A 16,114-nucleotide genomic window follows, 5' to 3' on the forward strand; every position below is an offset into this window, starting at 1 on the left:
GGACGTTGGGCCTCGCCGTCCTGTGCATCCAAACTGCGGTGTTCTGGTTGGTCATGGTGGCCGGACAGGCTCGCGCTGGAACCCTCTCGATCGTCGCCGAAGGCGATGTGTATCACCATGTCCGGCTCTCGAAGGACGGTACCGCTCTCACCTACGTCGAGCGAACGGAACGGGGCGAAACTCTTCGACGGCGCCGTCTCAAGGATCAAGGGGTCCAAGATGTTGCGGATTGGCCTTCCACCATGATGGGTTATCAGGTGTCGGCGGACGGCTCGTCGTACCTCTTGTTCGAACGACCGGACGGAGGACGTCCAGTGTTGCTCTATGTTCCTTCACCGGCAGCTCCGCCGCGCCTCATAGACCTACAGGAAACGATCGCCGGGTTTGGGGAGGAATCGGGCGACGCGTTTGTCGTTCTCACGCAGGATCGATCGGCCAATCTTCATGTGCAACGCGTTGACTTTGGTTCGGGGTACTTGGCCATCGGCGCCGAACTAGGCCGATCGCGCGATGTAGGGTTCGATGGTCGCGGATTGCTGCGCGCGATCCGTCAGCCCGACGGCGCGTGGCGCGGGCTTAATACAGCGATGGGCCCAGGTTACGTGCCAGCCGGGTCGGACTCCGTTGTCAGTGCCTCCAATAACGGCCGGTACCTGTGGTTTCGGAGCATGGACGAACAGGGATTTCGCATCCTGAAAAGGATCGATCTACGTGGCGACCAACCCGTGCGCGTGGAGCGGATGACTGAGGCCGATATCACGTGGACAACGATCAATCCGACGACGGGCGAGGTCGACGCCTATGCGTCAACCAAGGCAGCACCTTATTGGGTGGCAAGCTCTCTGCTGGCCCCGGAGCTCCAGGCCCTTACGTCCAGTCTCCGAGCCTTTCCCTATATCGTCTCGCGCTCTCAGGACGATCGTGTGTGGTTGATCGCCTCGATGTCTGCTCGCGAACCGCCCCGCTACTACATCTATCACCGCTCAAGCGGCGAGCTGACCTATATGTTCGCAGCGCGTCCAAGTGAGCGCGACGGCCCCATGCCAGAAACCATGGTGCACTGGCTGGACGGCGGCGATGGCGTTCGACTTCAGGTGCTCGTGTCCCCGCCATCACATACATGCCGAGTCACCGCGTGTCCGTTTGTGGTGAAGCTACATGGCGGACCGCACCGCCAAGATACGTCAACGTTTGATCCGGAAACGTATTGGCTGCAGTCCTTGGGCTTTTGGGTGCTGCGCGTCAACTTTCGCGGATCCACGGGCTTTGGCGACCAATTCGCCCACGCCAGTAACCGCGAATGGGGCGGAAAAGTCATTGACGATATCGCTATCGCGGTCGACTGGTTCACTCGCCGCTATCACGTTAACCGGACGGCAGGCATCTCCATGGGAGGTAGCTTTGGAGGCTTTGCAGCCTTGGCGCTCGCAGCCAAACGACCCGACACGGTTGCTTGCAGCGCATCACTCAATGGAGGCGGGGACTTGGAGGCTTTTGCGCAACTGCTGCCGCAGCGCCTTCCAGGGATGGCGACTGATATCCACACGGAAGTGGGGGACGTCCATATAGCGGAAGAGGCAACCTCTATACGAGCACAGTCGCCTATGACCCATGTGGCTCGAATACAGGCGCGCATGCTGGTCGAATATGGTGACAAGGATACGACGTCGGTGATGGAGGAGTCCTCGAACTTCGCTTTGGCGGCTCGAGGGACCGGAAAATCCGCGCTGGAGGCGATCTATCGCGGTGAAGGCCATGAGCTTGCGGCGCCGCCCGCCCGCGCGTACCACTACGAACTGTTGAGACACTTCCTCCACACTTGCGTAGATGCTCGTCTTGCGGAACCGTTGCCCTCACCGCCGCCGAACGTATCGATCATTGGCAACTCCGCGCGAATTCTCCAAGAGGGACCCCCATGACGACCTGTCGTACACCTGAGGGCCGCCGACCAGGTCGACGTCTTGTGGGCGATGGCCTCCGGATACACCTTAGGAGCGTCGGGATGCGCGTGGTAACGCTATTCCTGATGGCGCTTGCTGCAGTCACGCACAGCGATGAGGTAGTCACTCAACGTGAGGTTAAGCTGAGCCCGGATGGCGCTTGGCTTGCCTATATTGAGAACGTTGGCGCGACACCCTATGTGTGGATCGCCCGCGCCCATAACCCGGCTGACCGGAGTGCCCTGACGACGTGGGATCGAGGCGCGGTGGCGTATGCATGGGCCGCTGATTCATCGAACATCGTGATGCAACGTCGCCGGGGAGACGGCGACTACGAACTCGGGGTGTTTGCGCTCAGCCGCCAGGCCGTGGTTTGGCACCGCGGCTCTCGCAGTGAATCCTTGCAGCGATTCGGCTTGTCCCATGGCGGGGTGCTCTTTGCTCTTGAGGTGGACGAACAAGGAGTTCGAACCAAGGTCTTTCCTGAGGGCCGGCCCTCGCAGGAGACCGGTCGTGTTGCCGGCGCAGACAGGGCCATCCTGGATAAAGCAGGCATGCTGGCAGCTTATCGCCTCGGCGGCCAATGGTATTGGACCGCGTGCGGTCACACCCAAGCTCTGGTAGGTCAGCTGAATGTCCAACCCATCTCGGTGGAAGCCGAAACCCTCTATGCGACCACGCGCAAGGATGGGGTGGGGCGTCAATTGGTCAGGTATCAGGCAGGAACGCCGACAGCCGTGGTCATTGCCTCCCTGGGCGACCAATCCGCGTGGGCGCTGGGTCCCGACGGGCTACTCGCGTTTCGACCAGACGCAGACCAAGCGTGGATTGGTTTGTCGACCAAAGCCCCGCCATTCCTTGCCTTTGCCACCAGTCGGGGGTTTGGCGCATCCGAGTGGATTCAAGTGTCGGCAGACGGCAGGACATGGTTGCTGAAACTCGACCCGGTCGCGGTCCCGGGCGCGGCTCGCTACGCGGTCTTTCATGGGGAGTCGATGTCGTTTGCGATGCTGTTTGGGCCCACCGGATCCGCACTGGGCACGTTTGACCCTCTTCGGGGGCCCTGACTATTAGCCGCAATCGCGACTCGATCTTTCGGCCTGAAGCGCTCGCGGCGGCAGCGTCAACGAACCTGCCTTCGATCACGTTACGGCCGCCGCCCGTTGGGTGGCTCTTCTGCGGTTTGGCAGGACTCGTGTTGACGCTGATTGGCTCGGTCCTATGCCTTGGCAGTTACACCAGCTTTGTCAAAGCCGAAGGCGTCCTTGCGCCCAGCCGCGGCCTTCTGCCCGTCCAGGCCATTGGTGCGGGCGTTGTCACCAGGCTCTATGTAAAGGAGGGCGATCGGGTGGCGAAAGGCGACCCATTGGTCGAAGTCAGCGACGACCAAGTTACCGAGGCGGTCGGATCGATGCGCTCGGCGCTGGCTGAAGAAATGGCGGCCAAGCTTGCGCGTTTCCGAGACGACCTGGTGGGCGCAGGCGCCGATACAGCGCGTCGCGCATCGGACCTGAAGACGAAGATTGGATTTCTGGACGAACAGATAGCGCACCTGAGCAAGGAGATGGCGATTCAGCGGCTCCGGGCCGAAAGTGCGATGTCGCTCTACCTGGCTTGGGACGGCGCCAGCCATAGCGGTGTGGTATCGCGCGTCCAGATACTGCAACAGCGCGACACCGCGCTTCAGCTGAAAGCGCAGATCGAGGCTTCCGAGCGTTTGATGGCGGACATCACTCACCAGCGCAACGAAACCGCCTCGGATCTCGTCGCACTCCCGGCGGCCTTGGCCGAAAAGCGACGCGCCATTGAAAGGAGTATGGCCGACGTTTCCCAGGCCATGCTCGAAAACGAGGCGCGGCGATCGCGCATTCTGAACGCGCCGTTGGAGGGGGTGGTCGGAAGCGTACTGGTTCATGAGGGTGATGCGATCGAGGCCCAGGCTCAGACCATGGCGCTCGTTCCCACCGACTCAGAACCCCGCGCTGAACTGTGGCTGCCAACGGAAAGCATCGGTTTTGTGCAGGTTGGCGATCAAGTACGCCTTCGCTACGACGCCTTTGCCTATCGGCGTTACGGCCAGGGGCGAGGAGTCGTGGAAGAAGTCAGTCGGACAGCCGTGTCACCGGATCAAGTGCAGCGACTCTCCGGGTTGAAGGTAACCACGCCCCGTTATCGTGTCGTCACTCGCCTTTCCAAGACCACGGTAACCGCCTTTGGCAAAGAGCAACCGCTGCTGCCCGGCATGACGCTGCGGGCTCAGATCATCCTGCAGCGGCGACGGCTCATCGAGTGGGCAGCCATGCCATGGCAATCGATTGACTAGTCGTATGAATCTTCCGGTGATTGGACCATGACCAACGCGGTGACGAGCCCCTTTACCCTCGGCCGGCAGGCACGGCTGAAGCTCATTGTTCAAAGTGAAGTCGCGGAGTGCGCCTTGGCCTGCTTGGCGATGGTCGCCAACTACCATGGCCACCACGTGGATCTTCCAGGATTGCGCCGCCGCTTCGGGACCTCGTTGCAGGGCATGAAGCTCGGCCGCGTGGTGGATCTTGCAGCAGCGCTCGGATTGAACGCCCGGACTCTTCGGAGCGAGATTGGCTATCTTTCCAAAGCAAAGACGCCGTGCATTCTTCATTGGAATTTCAACCATTTCGTCGTATTCAATGGCGTCCGACGGGGCAGGGCAGATATTTTCGACCCGGCCCGAGGCCGGTACTCGCTTTCACTGGCGGAGCTGAGCAATCATTTCACCGGCCTTCTGGTCGAACTGACCCCGTCGCCGTCTTTTGCTCCCATCAATGATCGGCGGTCCACGACACTTAAGGCCCTGATCGGTCCTATTTCAGGACTTCGGCGAACCCTCGCGCAAGTCCTGATTCTCGCGCTCGCCATTGAGCTGCTTGCGCTGGCGCTTCCATTCCAGATGCAATTGGTTCTAGACCAGGTCATTCTGTCGAATGACCGATCTTTCCTCGCCGTCACGATCGCCGCCTTTCTCGTGCTGGCTGCGTGCCAGTCTGGACTGACCCTCATCCGGGGCTGGCTCATCAGCTGGTTCGGCGTCTCGCTCAGCACGCAATGGACGAACAATCTCTTCGGTCACCTCATCAAACTTCCGATCGACTTCTTTACGAAGCGCCATCTAGGCGACATCGTGTCGCGCTTTTCCTCCATCAAAACCGTGCAAGGAACACTGACCGGCGCCTTTATCGAGGCCCTGCTGAACGGCCTCATGAGCATTTTCAGTCTGCTGATACTGTGGGTTTACAGTCCGCCATTAACCCTGGTTGTCCTGGCCTGCTTCGCGCTATATGCAACTCTCCGGTTACTATCTTATCGGCGGCTGCACGCGATACAGGAGGAGCAACTCGTATACGCCGCGCGTCAACAATCCGAGCTGATGGAATCGATTCGTGGTATTCAGCCGATCAAGCTCGCGAACAAGGAAAGGTTGCGCTGGACTCGTATGGCCAATGCGACCCATGAGGCGTCTGACCGGGACATGCGGGCCCAGCAGTTGGCGATTACGTTTGGTGCGATTAGTCAGGGGCTATTCGCCGCGCAGCGGACCCTGGTGCTTGCACTGGGTGCGTTGATGGCCATGCGCGATGCATTTTCAGTGGGCATGCTCGTTGCCTTCCTAACCTATGCCGACCAATTCACACTCAAGTCGAGCGGTTTTATCGACAAATTTGTGGGGTTGAAGTTGCTGAAGCTGCACGGTGAACGCATCGGCGAAATCGCCCTGCAGGAGTCGGAGCAAGGACTAAACGACACCAGCATGAAACGACACTCGATCGGGCGCATCGAGTTGCGCGGAGTGAGCTTCCGTTATGAAAAGGATGGTCCATTCATCTTGCATAACGTCTCATTTTCCATCGAGCCGGGCGAATCCGTTGCCATCGTCGGTAAGTCGGGGTGTGGCAAGTCCACCTTGGCAAAGATCGTGCTCGGACTGCTAACGCCCAGCAGCGGCATCATCTTGGTGGATGGTGTCGAGCTAAGGACCTATGGCCTCGCCCGTTACCGCGCTGCGGTAGCCGCGGTGATGCAGGACGATCAGCTGTTTGCTGGCTCGATCTTGGAGAACATCGCGTTCTTTGACACCGAGCCCTGTGTGTCGGAGGTCGAACAGTGCGCTAGAGATGCGGCCGTTCACGAGGATATTGCCCGATTCCCTATGGGGTACGAGACGCTCGTGGGAGACATGGGGTCGTCCTTATCGGGTGGGCAAAAGCAGCGTGTGTTACTCGCCAGGGCGCTCTATCAAAAGGCCTCACTACTCGTGCTGGACGAGGCGACCAGTCACTTGGACGCCGACAGCGAGCGTCAGGTGAACCAAAATATTGGGACCTTGGGGCGCACCAAGTTGGTGATCGCGCATCGCCAAGAGACGGTCAATCAATGCGATCGCGTCCTTTCGCTGGAGTCGTTGTCCTCCCCGTCGCGACCGGTGCACGCGTAATGGCACATTGTTATGGTCGCAGCTACCGCAGTGAGCTCCTGCAGCGCGTCGACGACACGCAAGGGAAGGGTGGTCACGTCAGGCATCGTTAGTCATCCGCTGGCCTCCGCCGAGGCGGCGATAACCATGATAGCGAATAAGTGCCATTATTTGCCATTTCATGCGACGGTATATATTGAGTATATTCAATGTTTTACATAAATTTCTTCATAAGATAGCACATGACTCCTCGCGTAATGCCGGCAGCGCCTCGATCGGCCCGACGCGGCATCGCCTCGCACCGTCTCGAACGCTGAGATCGCGATGCGCGACGCTGCCCGGCAATTGCAATGGAGGGGTGGACATGTCTTACGTCGATCGCATGTGCGTACGCCTGCTGTGGCCAACCCTGCTGCCGCTGGCGGGGTCAGTCCTGGCGGCGGTTATGGCGCAAGCGCTTTCGAACCTGCCGGCACAGTTGGGTGGTGTACCCGCCTGGCCCGAGCTACCCGGCCTCATCGTCGAGGGCGGGGCGCTCGTCAGCGCCGCCTATGGCGCGACCCAACTCGTCCGGCTGCTGCGCTGGCGCCAAGGCCGCACGGACTCGTGCTATGTATGCACCTGCTTGTTGGGGCCTGAACGCCAAGGGCGCCGAGGTGAATATCGACGCTGCCTGGGCTGCGGCATGACTCATTCCATCTAAGGAGCAAGGTATGGCGACCAAGCTACCGCGCGGACTGGACGGGCGTACCCGCGACCAGCACTCGCCGAAGGCTGGCGAAATCCGCCAAAAGCGCAGCGACACCCTGGTGTCCACGCTGCGGAACGAATATGGCGCGAATTTCGCTCCTGGCATTCGCGCCGACGCCACACTGGGCACGGTGCGCGAGCGCACTGGCAAAAGTCTGCACCAGCTGGTGCGGGACATACCTAAGACGAAGTGACTTTGTGCTAAGCATAGGCGCCCGATTGCATCTGACGAAGCAGTTGGACGAGAAGCTCGCAACCTGCGTCGGAATCCAGGTAGTCAATGGGAAGCTTTTTGCCCAACGCAGGAACGGGATGATGAAGCCAGTCGTCCAACCAGCGGGCGGCATCGAACCCAGCGGGCTCGCCACTTTCCGAGACGATCACTGTGACGATCACTGTGACGAGCCCCAGCAGCTCTTGGTACCGGTCACTAGAGGACATGTCGATCACCGCAGTCTCAGCTTCACGCTTGAGAGCAATGCTAGACCAGTCTGCACGGGCCGGGAATCTGTTGGGCCGACGCGACCACGCCAGTGCACGAGAAACTAAAAAGACCATCGTCCCCAAGAGTGAACACCAACATCTGCGGAGCTCTCAAAGATGTACACCTTGGATTGCGTCGAGCGAAATGTGCGCACTCAAATCTGCGCGTAGTGGACATCAGTACTGCGCAGTCAGGCCACTCATCAGTGCGCTCAAGACGCGGGAGTCGAAGTTCCACTGCGGAGAACATGAGCCAAAGCTGCGCCAGCGGCGAGAATCATCCATAATTTCGCATTCTTGGTAATTACGGGACCTGTTGCGCTCGGAGAGCACCCTAAAATTCAGTGTTTTCCGATGGAATTGGCCAAGAAATCCGTTGTGCCACCCGGAACAGCTCAGCGTTGCGCAACGATTTGAGCATGCCGCAACACTTCAGCGGGCTGTTGCGCGATTTCAGGCTTGACCGTGTTGCGTGTCGCCAAGGAAGCCGCAGTGGCCTGCGCCCCTTGCAACTGATTTGCTCGCGGCGCTCGGCGCAAGTTGGCATTTCGACCAGCGATTAGGGCAAGTTATCGAGGGTATGGCGCGCGTCTATCTTCACTTACGCAACGTTACACCCATTGGCCGTTCAATACCGCCTCTGCAGACCTAGCGCGCGGCGGTATTCATCGAGCTGCTGCTCCAGAGTCGGATCTTGAGGCTCGCCCTTCGGCCGGAACCATCTGGGCATATCGGCGTGAGCGGTGCCGTGGCTGGTGATCTTGGTGGGCATCCCGAGGATCCATGCTTGTGCGTGGCGAATTCGTACGGCCACGCCTTGTGGGCCGGCATCTACCACACATCTTGCCTATCCGCTTGCCGCGTTGGTGGCGATGCTGTTGGTCCTTCAGTTAGTGCTACGCGCAGATATTCATTTCTATTGAGATTAGGGCGCAGGTCTGGATCGATTAGGCTATAGCGGACGGTCGCCCAGCCGCACTCCAGCGGTTTACTCTGAATCACCATAATGCATGACAGCTATCGCACGCCTAATGCGCGTGTCCGCGTCTATGGCGTTTGCATCGCATGTTGCTTGCGATACTCGGCCGGCGAGACACCTACATGCTTCGTGAAGGCTCGACGCAAAGTATCAACATTGGCGAAGCCGCACTTGGACGCCACCAGTTTCGGGGTGTCATGGCCGTTTTCAAGCAGCGTCCGTGCTGCAGCAATGCGCGCAGTTTCCACCCATGCTGCGGGTGTGATGCCCACTTCGGCATGAAATAGGCGCGCGAAATGCCGGGGGCTCAGACCGGTATGCTCAGCGAGGCTGGCAATGCTGTGGTTCAGTTCGGGTCTCGCAGCAACCCAGCGCTGCACTTCTTGTAGGACCGAGCGCCCCGTGGGGCGTGTCTCGCCTTTGCGACTGAACTGAAGCTGCCCACCTGGGCGCTTGAAATACATGACCAACTGGCTCGCAACACGTTTGGCAATGTCACGGCCCAGGTCTTCTTCCACAAGGGCGAGGGCCAAGTCCAGGCCCGCGGTGACACCGGCGGCGGTGCGGAGTTTGCCGTCCCGCACGTAGAGTGCATCTTCATCGATCCGAAGGGATGGGAACGCACGGGCTAAGTCGTCTACCGCTGCCCAATGCGTCGTGACTCGCCTTCCGTCGAGCAAACCCGTGGCTGCAAGCATGAAAGCGCCGGTGCAGATCGAGCCATAGCGCCGGCTTCGTGCGGCGGTTGCGCGGAGCCATTGCAGGACGTGAGAGGACAGTGCGATCTCCGCAGCGTTTGGGGCTCCTGCCACCAATAACGTATCGACGCGCTCGGCACTCTCGCCGGCAACCATATCGGGGAGCAGGCGCGCGCCGGACGAACTGTGGATGGGACCGTGCTGGCTGCCAACGACTTTCATCGCATAAAACTTCTTGCCGGCCTCAACGTTCGCTTGAGCAAAAACATCAAGTGGTCCCGAGACGTCGAGGAGTTGGACGCCCGGAAGGGCAACAACGGCGATTGTTTTGGCCATTTGGGCTAACTCCGCACGGCATGTCCGCTTGACGCGTGAAATGGCAGTATATGACGTATTACGCCTATTGATGCCACAAATAAGGCTTCCGACAATGGATCTACCCAGCTTATGGAGATCCAGCATGCCCCCCATTATCAATGGCGTTGTAGTTCCCGATAGCCAGCTCGCCCGCGAGATCACGGACGTCGTTCGCGATACCGTTTCGCCGCTCCTGTTTCACCACTCCAGTCGTGTGTACTACTTTGCTGCGCTCACAGGGAGGCGACAGGGGCTGAAGTTCGATGAGGAACTGCTCTATTGCGGTTGCATGTTCCACGATATGGGGCTAGTGCATCCGCATAGCAGCGCCAACGAGCGCTTCGAAGTGGACGGCGCCAATGCCGCGCGTGCCTTCTTGAAAAGCCATGGCATCAGACAGCAGGACGTCGATACGGTATGGACGGCCATAGCGCTCCACACGACACCCGGTATACCGCAGCACATGCACCCCGTGGTCGCGCTAGTCACGGCCGGCGTCGAAATGGACGTGCTCGGCTTCGCGTACGACCAGTTTAGCGATGCGGATCGGGACGCCATCGTCCAGGCCCATCCGCGTGGAGCGCGGTTCAAGGAAGAGATCATCCAGACGTTCTACAACGGCATCAAGCACAAGCCCCAAACGACCTTCGGCAACGTCAAGGCCGACGTGCTCGCGGACAAGGATCCCCATTTTCATGCTGGCAACTTCTGCAGCGTGATCCGCGCGTCGGCATGGTTGGCGTAAAGCCTCCCGTGCAGGTAATGGGCACATCTCAGGAGATCTCTTTTTATGAAACCGCTCTACAGCATGCCGTTCGCATTGACGTTATTGCTGGCATCTGGTTCCGCCGCGCTACTGTTTCCCGCCATAAGCCTCGCCGTCACCGTGCCGCAAGCTGCATCTAGCTCCAACGTCGCGCCGAAAGACTACTTCCACTCCGGGGCCGGCGCGCGTTATCTAGCTCGTGCAAAGATGGATCTAGACATCGAGCCGCAACGCGACAACATCACCGTCATTTCCGGATCCGGCGGAAACATCACTGTACTGTCCGGGCCGGACGGCAAGTTTCTGGTGGATGCTGGTATCAGCCCTTCAAAGGAAAAACTGCAGGCAGCGTTCGAAAAGCTCGGGCCTGAGCCTGTCAGGTACGTGGTGAATACGCATTGGCACTGGGACCACACGGATGGCAACAACTGGCTGCATGCTTCAGGCGCGACGATCATCGCGCACCCGAATACATTGAAGCATCTGTCGGAGAGCACATACGTCGTTGACTGGAATTGGACCATGGAGCCCGTCCCGGCTGGTGCCCGCCCCACACTTCTTGTGCAGGCGCGGAAGAACTTCGACTTCGATGGAACCAGGGTTGAAGTGGCAAATCTAGGCCCCGGCCACACCGACGGTGACCTGTGGGTCTACTTTGCCGAGGCTGACGTATTGGCTCTTGGAGACACGTTCTGGACGGCGGGCTACCCGTTCATCGACAACCAGGACGGCGGAAATATCGATGCGGCAATTCATTGGGCCGACCAGGCTATCGCGCTCACGACTAATAGGACGATAGTCGTTCCTGGTCACGGGCCGGTGGGAACGCGCGCTGACCTGATCGCGTTTCGTGACATGCTTGTAGCCGTCCGAAAAAACGTGGCGACGCTTAAGGAGCAGGGGAAGTCGCTTGACGAAATCATCAAAGCCAAGCCGACTGCCGACTTCGATGCCCGATGGGGGCATTTCGTGATCGATCCGACGCACTTCACCAAGCTGGTTTATGCGGGGCTCTAGTGCAGCCATTGCGTGTCTACATGACAATCTCGGCCAGAGCAAGAGTGGTTTTGCTTAGCAACAGCTCAAGGAATACGGACGCGCGCTCGGTCCACGGAAGCGCCAATGAGCTGGCCGGACCACAGCGCTAAAAGGTCGACTTCGAGGGCCACGACTGCTCACAGATTGGATCAATTCGCGCTGCCAGTAAAAGCTGGACCCGTGCAGTTTATTCACTCGGAAAAGCGGGCAGCGGAGCCTGTGGCGACTCCGCTGCCGCGCGCCGCTTCCGCGGGCTGCACTAGTTCGCGAGGAGATCCCGAACCCGACCACGCAAGCCTCGGGAGACTAAGAATTGCACCGTAGACAATGCGTGAAGTGATGTGAGCGTTTTCGTATTTCGAAGGCCGACGGTTAAGGAAATGGACGGCCATCTCGTTGCATGATCACGATGTATGGGAAGGTGATCGCCCAATGATCTACACGCGAGAAGAACTAGCGGCGATATTCCGCCAACTTGATTCTGAGCTCAGGAGTTTGGCGTCCTCAGGCGCGCCAGAGGAAGAGCGCTGGGAGGTGGTAGAGGATATGGCTCACATTCCGGCCTCAGCGATTTCCGAGGAAGACCGTCTTTGGTGGTGGCAACAGCTCTACGATGCGCTTGAACGGCACGGCCTCACCGAGCTTGGCGCCATCGCCCGCATGAATGTAGAAAACCCCTAGCCCAAGTTCGCGACTCGGCCGCGCTAACGATGCTGCCCGATCAAATGATCCAGGCGCTCGCATGCAATGGAAAGCTTCGTCTCGTCCGCCGTGGCTATGCCAAGCAGCAGCCCCGATTTCCGCACGCCGTCAGATGCGAACCATGTCGACAGTGGTTCAGGCGCGAGTCCCAATGCCCGGGCTTCTTTCGCCACAGCGACATCAGGCAAATCGTCAGGCAGGTGCACGATGGCTGCCAGTCCGCCGATCTGCACCTGATAGCCCTTGCGCTCCATCGCAATTTGAAGCGCTTCGCCTCTCGCCGAGTAGACACGCTTCATTCGACGAAGATGCCGCATGTAGTGCCCTTCGCTCATGAATCGTGCGGTGGCCTGCTGCACGGCTGGGCCGGGGGACGACCCTAGGCACATCACCGCTTCGTTGAACCTGTCTACCAGATCCGCGGGCGCGACAATGAAGCCAAGCCGCAGCGAGGGACTGATGGTCTTGCTGAAAGAACCGATGTGGATGACGCGACCGTGGCCGTCCAGCGACGCGAGCGCGGGCGCAGCGCGGCGACGGAGCTGGAGCTCACCCAGGTAATCGTCCTCGATGACCCATGCACCGGTACGCGCCGCCCACTCAATAAGCGCCACTCGACGGCTAAGCGATAACGTTCCGCCAAGCGGCGCCTGTTGGCCCGGCGTCACCAGGGCAAGCGTCGCGTTGGGAAAGTGCTCCACGCCGTAGGCAACGTCCATTCCCTCGTCGTCCACCGGTACCGGCGCGGATACAAGCTGAGCGAGTTCCAGCGCCCGGCGGCTGTGGAAGAACCCTGGATTTTCCATCCATGCCGTGGCACCCGTCGCCACGCGCAGGACTCGTAGCGTAATCTCCAGCGCACCGGCGAAACCGGCCGTGACGAATATCTGCGACGGGCGGCATTCGATACCCCGCGCGAGCGCAAGGTGTGCGGCTATTTCCCGACGAAATTCCGATTCGCCGCGGGGGTCGGGATATACCGCCGGTGCGGCGACCTCCCGCCGCGCGGCGTGCGCCCGCAAGCGGGCAAACAGGCTTACGGGGAAGAAGTCGGACGCAGGCACGCCCATTTGGAACATGGCCGATCCGACGAGCAGGTGTTGATAAAGCTCGGGTACGGCATCGGAACCGGCTGCCTGCGCGACCCGCGCAGTCGCGGGATGGTCGGCCACACGCGTTCCGCCCGGTCGCGACGAGACAATGACTTGTTCGTCGGCCAGCCGTTCGTACGCCGATTTGACCGTGCCGCGAGCGACGCCCAGCTGTGCAGCCAAGGCCTGCCACGACGGCAACCGTGCGCCCGGTGCGAGGGCGCCGCTGCGGATGGCCGCCAGAATGCCGAAGCAAATCTGCTCCGTCAGCGTCGATGCGGCAGACCGATCGATTCGGATATCGAGCGCGTACGGCATGCTGTCATGGTACAGCGAAAATATCGATTTCTGGTTCTTTGAAGTAAACCTAGGCAGGCGCAAGATCGCGCCAATCCGAACAGGAGCCCGCCATGTCCATCAAACGCCTGCTTGCCGCTCTGCTAGCCACCGCCGCATTCGCCGGAACTGCCTACGCGCAAGCTCCTGAGGCGACGGTCAAACCCAACTTCGCGCAAGCGATCCCGAACCTGCCGGGCAAGTCGCTTGTTGCGGTCGAAGTGAGCTATCCCCCTGGCGGCGCCTCCACGCCCCATCACCACGCCCGTTCCGCGTTCATTTACGCGTACGTGGTTTCTGGGGAAATTCAGAGCCAGGTCGACGATGGTCCCATGCGGACCTACCGGGCCGGCGAGTCCTTCTACGAAGCACCGGGCGCTCATCACCGCGTCAGCGGCAATGCAAGCAAGACCCAGCCCGCCAAGCTGCTTGCTGTGTTCGTCGTCGACACTGGCGAGCAACCCCTCACCACTCCCGACAAATAGGTCCTCCATGTCCCCCCGCATCGATTACACGCATGTCGCGCCGGACGGCGCCAAGGCGCTCGGCGCTATTTACGCCTACGTCATGCAGTCCGGCCTCGATCCCATCCTGGTGGATCTGGTCTACCTGCGCGTAAGCCAGATCAACGGCTGCGCGTACTGCCTCGATATGCATACGCGTGACCTGGTGAAGAAGGGAGTCACGATCGACAAGCTCGCGCTTGTACAGGCCTGGCACGAGGCCGGCAAAGTTTTTAGCGAGCGCGAGAAAGCGGCTCTTGCTTGGGCCGAAACCGTGACGCGCGTTGCGGAGACCGGTGTGCCCGATCGTGACTACCAAGCCGCTTCGGCCGTTTTCAGCGAAAAGGAATTGGTCGACCTGACGTTCGCCATCGGCCTGATGAATACCTACAACCGCCTCGCCATCAGCTTCCGCAATCCGCCCACGGCAGCGCTCCAGGCAGAAGGCTGATAACCGGAGAAACCATCGTGTCGACACCACAGATACCGGGTATCCAGATCCCCGACAGTTTGATCGCCCGCGATGCCACCGAGCTCGTTCGCGATACGGAAAGCGAACTGCTGTTTCTGCACTCGATGCGCGTCTATGCCTGGGGCGCGCTGGCAGGCATGCGCCAAGGTCTGAACTTCGATCCTGAACTGCTCTACGTGGGCGCGATGTTCCATGACCTTGGTTTGGCCGATCGCTTCCATGGAAGTGCACTGCGTTTCGAAGTCGACGGAGCCAACGCCGCCCGCGACTTCCTGCGTAGCCACGGCCTGCCGGAGCAGGAGATTGCCAAGGTGTGGAGCGCGATCGCGTTCCACACGACGCCCGGTATTCCGCAGTTCATGCATCCGGAGGCCGCGTTGCTACACATCGCGGCAGGCATGGACGTGGCCGGCCGCGCCTACGATCAATTCACCGACGCCGAACGCGATGCCGTGACGGCTGCGTGGCCGCGCGAAACCGACTTCAAGCACGCCATTATCGATACGTTCTACGAAGGCCTAAAGCGTAGGCCTGACAGCACCTTCGGAACGTTCAATGATGACTTCCTCGCCTTCAAGGACCCAGCGTTCCGGCGAGGGGATATCTGCAGCGTTATCCTTCATTCGGCTTGGGCCCATTAGCGCGCCCGTCGGTCTTTACAACGCACCGAATTCGTCGCCCATGGCCGATGCCCCGGCTCGTGCTTGATGTGGCAGTGTTGGGCAAGGTGCCTCCCGCTGGAAATATCTATGTCTTCTCGTACGTTCCTCATCACTGGCGCCAGTAAAGGTATTGGTCGCGCTTTGTCCGAGCGGCTGGCTCGCGACGGCCACCGTGTCGTTGGAATCGCGCGGCAAGGTGGCGATGCCAGCTTTCCCGGCGAACTCGTCGCCTCGGACCTTGCCGACCGCCAGGCCACCGAGCGCACCCTGCACGATTTGAGCTCGCGCTATGCCTTCGACGGTGTCGTCAACAATGTTGCAATGGTTCGCCCGCACCGTATCGGCGAAGTCGATATCGACGACCTCGACGCCACGTTCGCACTCAATCTTCACCCAGCCGTGCAGGCCGTGCAGGCGCTGCTGCCGGGCATGCGAGCGCGCGGTTGGGGCCGTATCGTCAATATATCCAGCCTGACGATCCTGGGCATGATTGAGCGTACTGCCTACGCAGCCGCCAAGAGCGCCATGGTGAGCTTTACCCGCTCGTGGGGACTGGAGCTGGCTCGCACCGGCATCACCGTCAATGCCGTTGCGCCCGGTCCAACCGAGACTGTCCTGTTTCGCGAGAACAATCTGCCGGGCAGCGACGGTGAAAAGCGATACCTTGCCTCGGTTCCCATGAACCGCTTTGGCAAGCCGGAAGAGCTGGCAGCGGCGATCGCCTTTTTCCTGTCGGAGGAGGCGAGCTTCATTACGGGGCAGACGCTTTACGTCGATGGCGGTGCCTCGATCGGCAAGCTACCGTTCTGATCAAGCTGTTACAAGCTAGCCATCAACTGGCTCGACCTGAGGAAGAAGGGGGTTCCAATTGGAAGCAAGGTCTTCTAGCA

General features: G+C 60.1%; 17 protein-coding genes. 13 read left to right on the forward strand and 4 right to left on the reverse strand.

Annotated features, from left to right (window positions below; genetic code table 11):
* The first annotated feature begins 5 nt into the window (after positions 1-5).
* From JMF82_RS09760 to JMF82_RS09785, 6 genes are all read left to right on the forward strand, one after another.
* The gene (locus JMF82_RS09760; RefSeq protein ID WP_201314344.1) at positions 6-1,919 is read left to right on the forward strand and encodes a prolyl oligopeptidase family serine peptidase; all 1,914 of its coding nucleotides are present in this window, start codon (positions 6-8) and stop codon (positions 1,917-1,919) included.
* A gap of 83 nt (positions 1,920-2,002) precedes the next feature.
* Positions 2,003-3,007, forward strand: a complete 1,005-nt coding sequence (locus JMF82_RS09765; protein WP_201314345.1) for a hypothetical protein — start codon at positions 2,003-2,005, stop codon at positions 3,005-3,007.
* 128 nt (positions 3,008-3,135) lie between these two features.
* Positions 3,136-4,263: an HlyD family efflux transporter periplasmic adaptor subunit gene (locus JMF82_RS09770; protein ID WP_201314346.1), complete on the forward strand. Its 1,128-nt coding sequence runs from the start codon at positions 3,136-3,138 to the stop codon at positions 4,261-4,263.
* A 27-nt stretch (positions 4,264-4,290) separates the two neighbouring features.
* Positions 4,291-6,408, forward strand: coding sequence for a peptidase domain-containing ABC transporter (locus JMF82_RS09775; RefSeq protein ID WP_201314347.1), 2,118 nt, complete (start codon positions 4,291-4,293; stop codon positions 6,406-6,408).
* 343 nt (positions 6,409-6,751) lie between these two features.
* The gene (locus JMF82_RS09780) at positions 6,752-7,090 is read left to right on the forward strand and encodes a hypothetical protein (protein ID WP_201314348.1); all 339 of its coding nucleotides are present in this window, start codon (positions 6,752-6,754) and stop codon (positions 7,088-7,090) included.
* A gap of 10 nt (positions 7,091-7,100) precedes the next feature.
* Entirely contained in the window at positions 7,101-7,331 is a 231-nt protein-coding gene (locus tag JMF82_RS09785) for a hypothetical protein (RefSeq protein WP_201314349.1), read from the forward strand.
* Positions 7,332-7,338: 7 nt separating this feature from the next.
* Here JMF82_RS09785 and JMF82_RS09790 read toward each other — a convergent pair whose 3' ends face one another.
* The 3 genes from JMF82_RS09790 to JMF82_RS09800 all read right to left on the reverse strand — a co-directional run bounded on the left by JMF82_RS09790 (position 7,339) and on the right by JMF82_RS09800 (position 9,633).
* Complete coding sequence (locus tag JMF82_RS09790; RefSeq protein ID WP_201314350.1) at positions 7,339-7,578, reverse strand: MbcA/ParS/Xre antitoxin family protein; 240 nt, start codon at positions 7,576-7,578, stop codon at positions 7,339-7,341.
* A gap of 670 nt (positions 7,579-8,248) precedes the next feature.
* Positions 8,249-8,392 (reverse strand): hypothetical protein, encoded by a 144-nt coding sequence (locus tag JMF82_RS09795; protein ID WP_201314351.1) that lies wholly within the window; start codon positions 8,390-8,392, stop codon positions 8,249-8,251.
* Positions 8,393-8,667: 275 nt separating this feature from the next.
* Complete coding sequence (locus tag JMF82_RS09800) at positions 8,668-9,633, reverse strand: GlxA family transcriptional regulator (RefSeq protein ID WP_038618377.1); 966 nt, start codon at positions 9,631-9,633, stop codon at positions 8,668-8,670.
* Positions 9,634-9,757: 124 nt separating this feature from the next.
* Between JMF82_RS09800 and JMF82_RS09805 the strand changes: the two genes are divergently transcribed.
* The 3 genes from JMF82_RS09805 (at position 9,758) to JMF82_RS09815 (ending at position 12,139) form a co-directional block, all read left to right on the forward strand.
* Positions 9,758-10,399 carry an HD domain-containing protein gene (locus tag JMF82_RS09805; RefSeq protein WP_038618374.1) on the forward strand — a complete coding sequence of 214 codons (642 nt, stop codon included), beginning with the start codon at positions 9,758-9,760 and terminating at the stop codon, positions 10,397-10,399.
* Positions 10,400-10,444: 45 nt separating this feature from the next.
* Positions 10,445-11,437: an MBL fold metallo-hydrolase gene (locus tag JMF82_RS09810; RefSeq protein WP_051595347.1), complete on the forward strand. Its 993-nt coding sequence runs from the start codon at positions 10,445-10,447 to the stop codon at positions 11,435-11,437.
* Between the two features lie 453 nt (positions 11,438-11,890).
* Entirely contained in the window at positions 11,891-12,139 is a 249-nt protein-coding gene (locus JMF82_RS09815) for a hypothetical protein (protein WP_038618371.1), read from the forward strand.
* Positions 12,140-12,162: 23 nt separating this feature from the next.
* Here JMF82_RS09815 and JMF82_RS09820 read toward each other — a convergent pair whose 3' ends face one another.
* A complete protein-coding gene (locus JMF82_RS09820) occupies positions 12,163-13,569 on the reverse strand; it encodes a PLP-dependent aminotransferase family protein (protein WP_038618368.1) in 1,407 nt (468 codons plus the stop codon).
* A 92-nt stretch (positions 13,570-13,661) separates the two neighbouring features.
* On the opposite strand from JMF82_RS09820, the gene JMF82_RS09825 reads away from it, so the two are divergent.
* The 4 genes from JMF82_RS09825 (at position 13,662) to JMF82_RS09840 (ending at position 16,034) form a co-directional block, all read left to right on the forward strand.
* Positions 13,662-14,072 carry a cupin domain-containing protein gene (locus JMF82_RS09825; RefSeq protein WP_038618365.1) on the forward strand — a complete coding sequence of 137 codons (411 nt, stop codon included), beginning with the start codon at positions 13,662-13,664 and terminating at the stop codon, positions 14,070-14,072.
* 7 nt (positions 14,073-14,079) lie between these two features.
* On the forward strand, positions 14,080-14,541 hold the full coding sequence (locus JMF82_RS09830; protein ID WP_038618363.1) for a carboxymuconolactone decarboxylase family protein: 462 nt from the start codon (positions 14,080-14,082) through the stop codon (positions 14,539-14,541).
* Between the two features lie 17 nt (positions 14,542-14,558).
* Positions 14,559-15,203 (forward strand): HD domain-containing protein, encoded by a 645-nt coding sequence (locus JMF82_RS09835; protein ID WP_201314352.1) that lies wholly within the window; start codon positions 14,559-14,561, stop codon positions 15,201-15,203.
* A 108-nt stretch (positions 15,204-15,311) separates the two neighbouring features.
* A complete protein-coding gene (locus JMF82_RS09840; RefSeq protein ID WP_038618360.1) occupies positions 15,312-16,034 on the forward strand; it encodes an SDR family oxidoreductase in 723 nt (240 codons plus the stop codon).
* Positions 16,035-16,114 lie beyond the last annotated feature (80 nt).

Source organism: Dyella sp. EPa41, assembly GCF_016586165.1.
Classification (GTDB): domain Bacteria; phylum Pseudomonadota; class Gammaproteobacteria; order Xanthomonadales; family Rhodanobacteraceae; genus Dyella.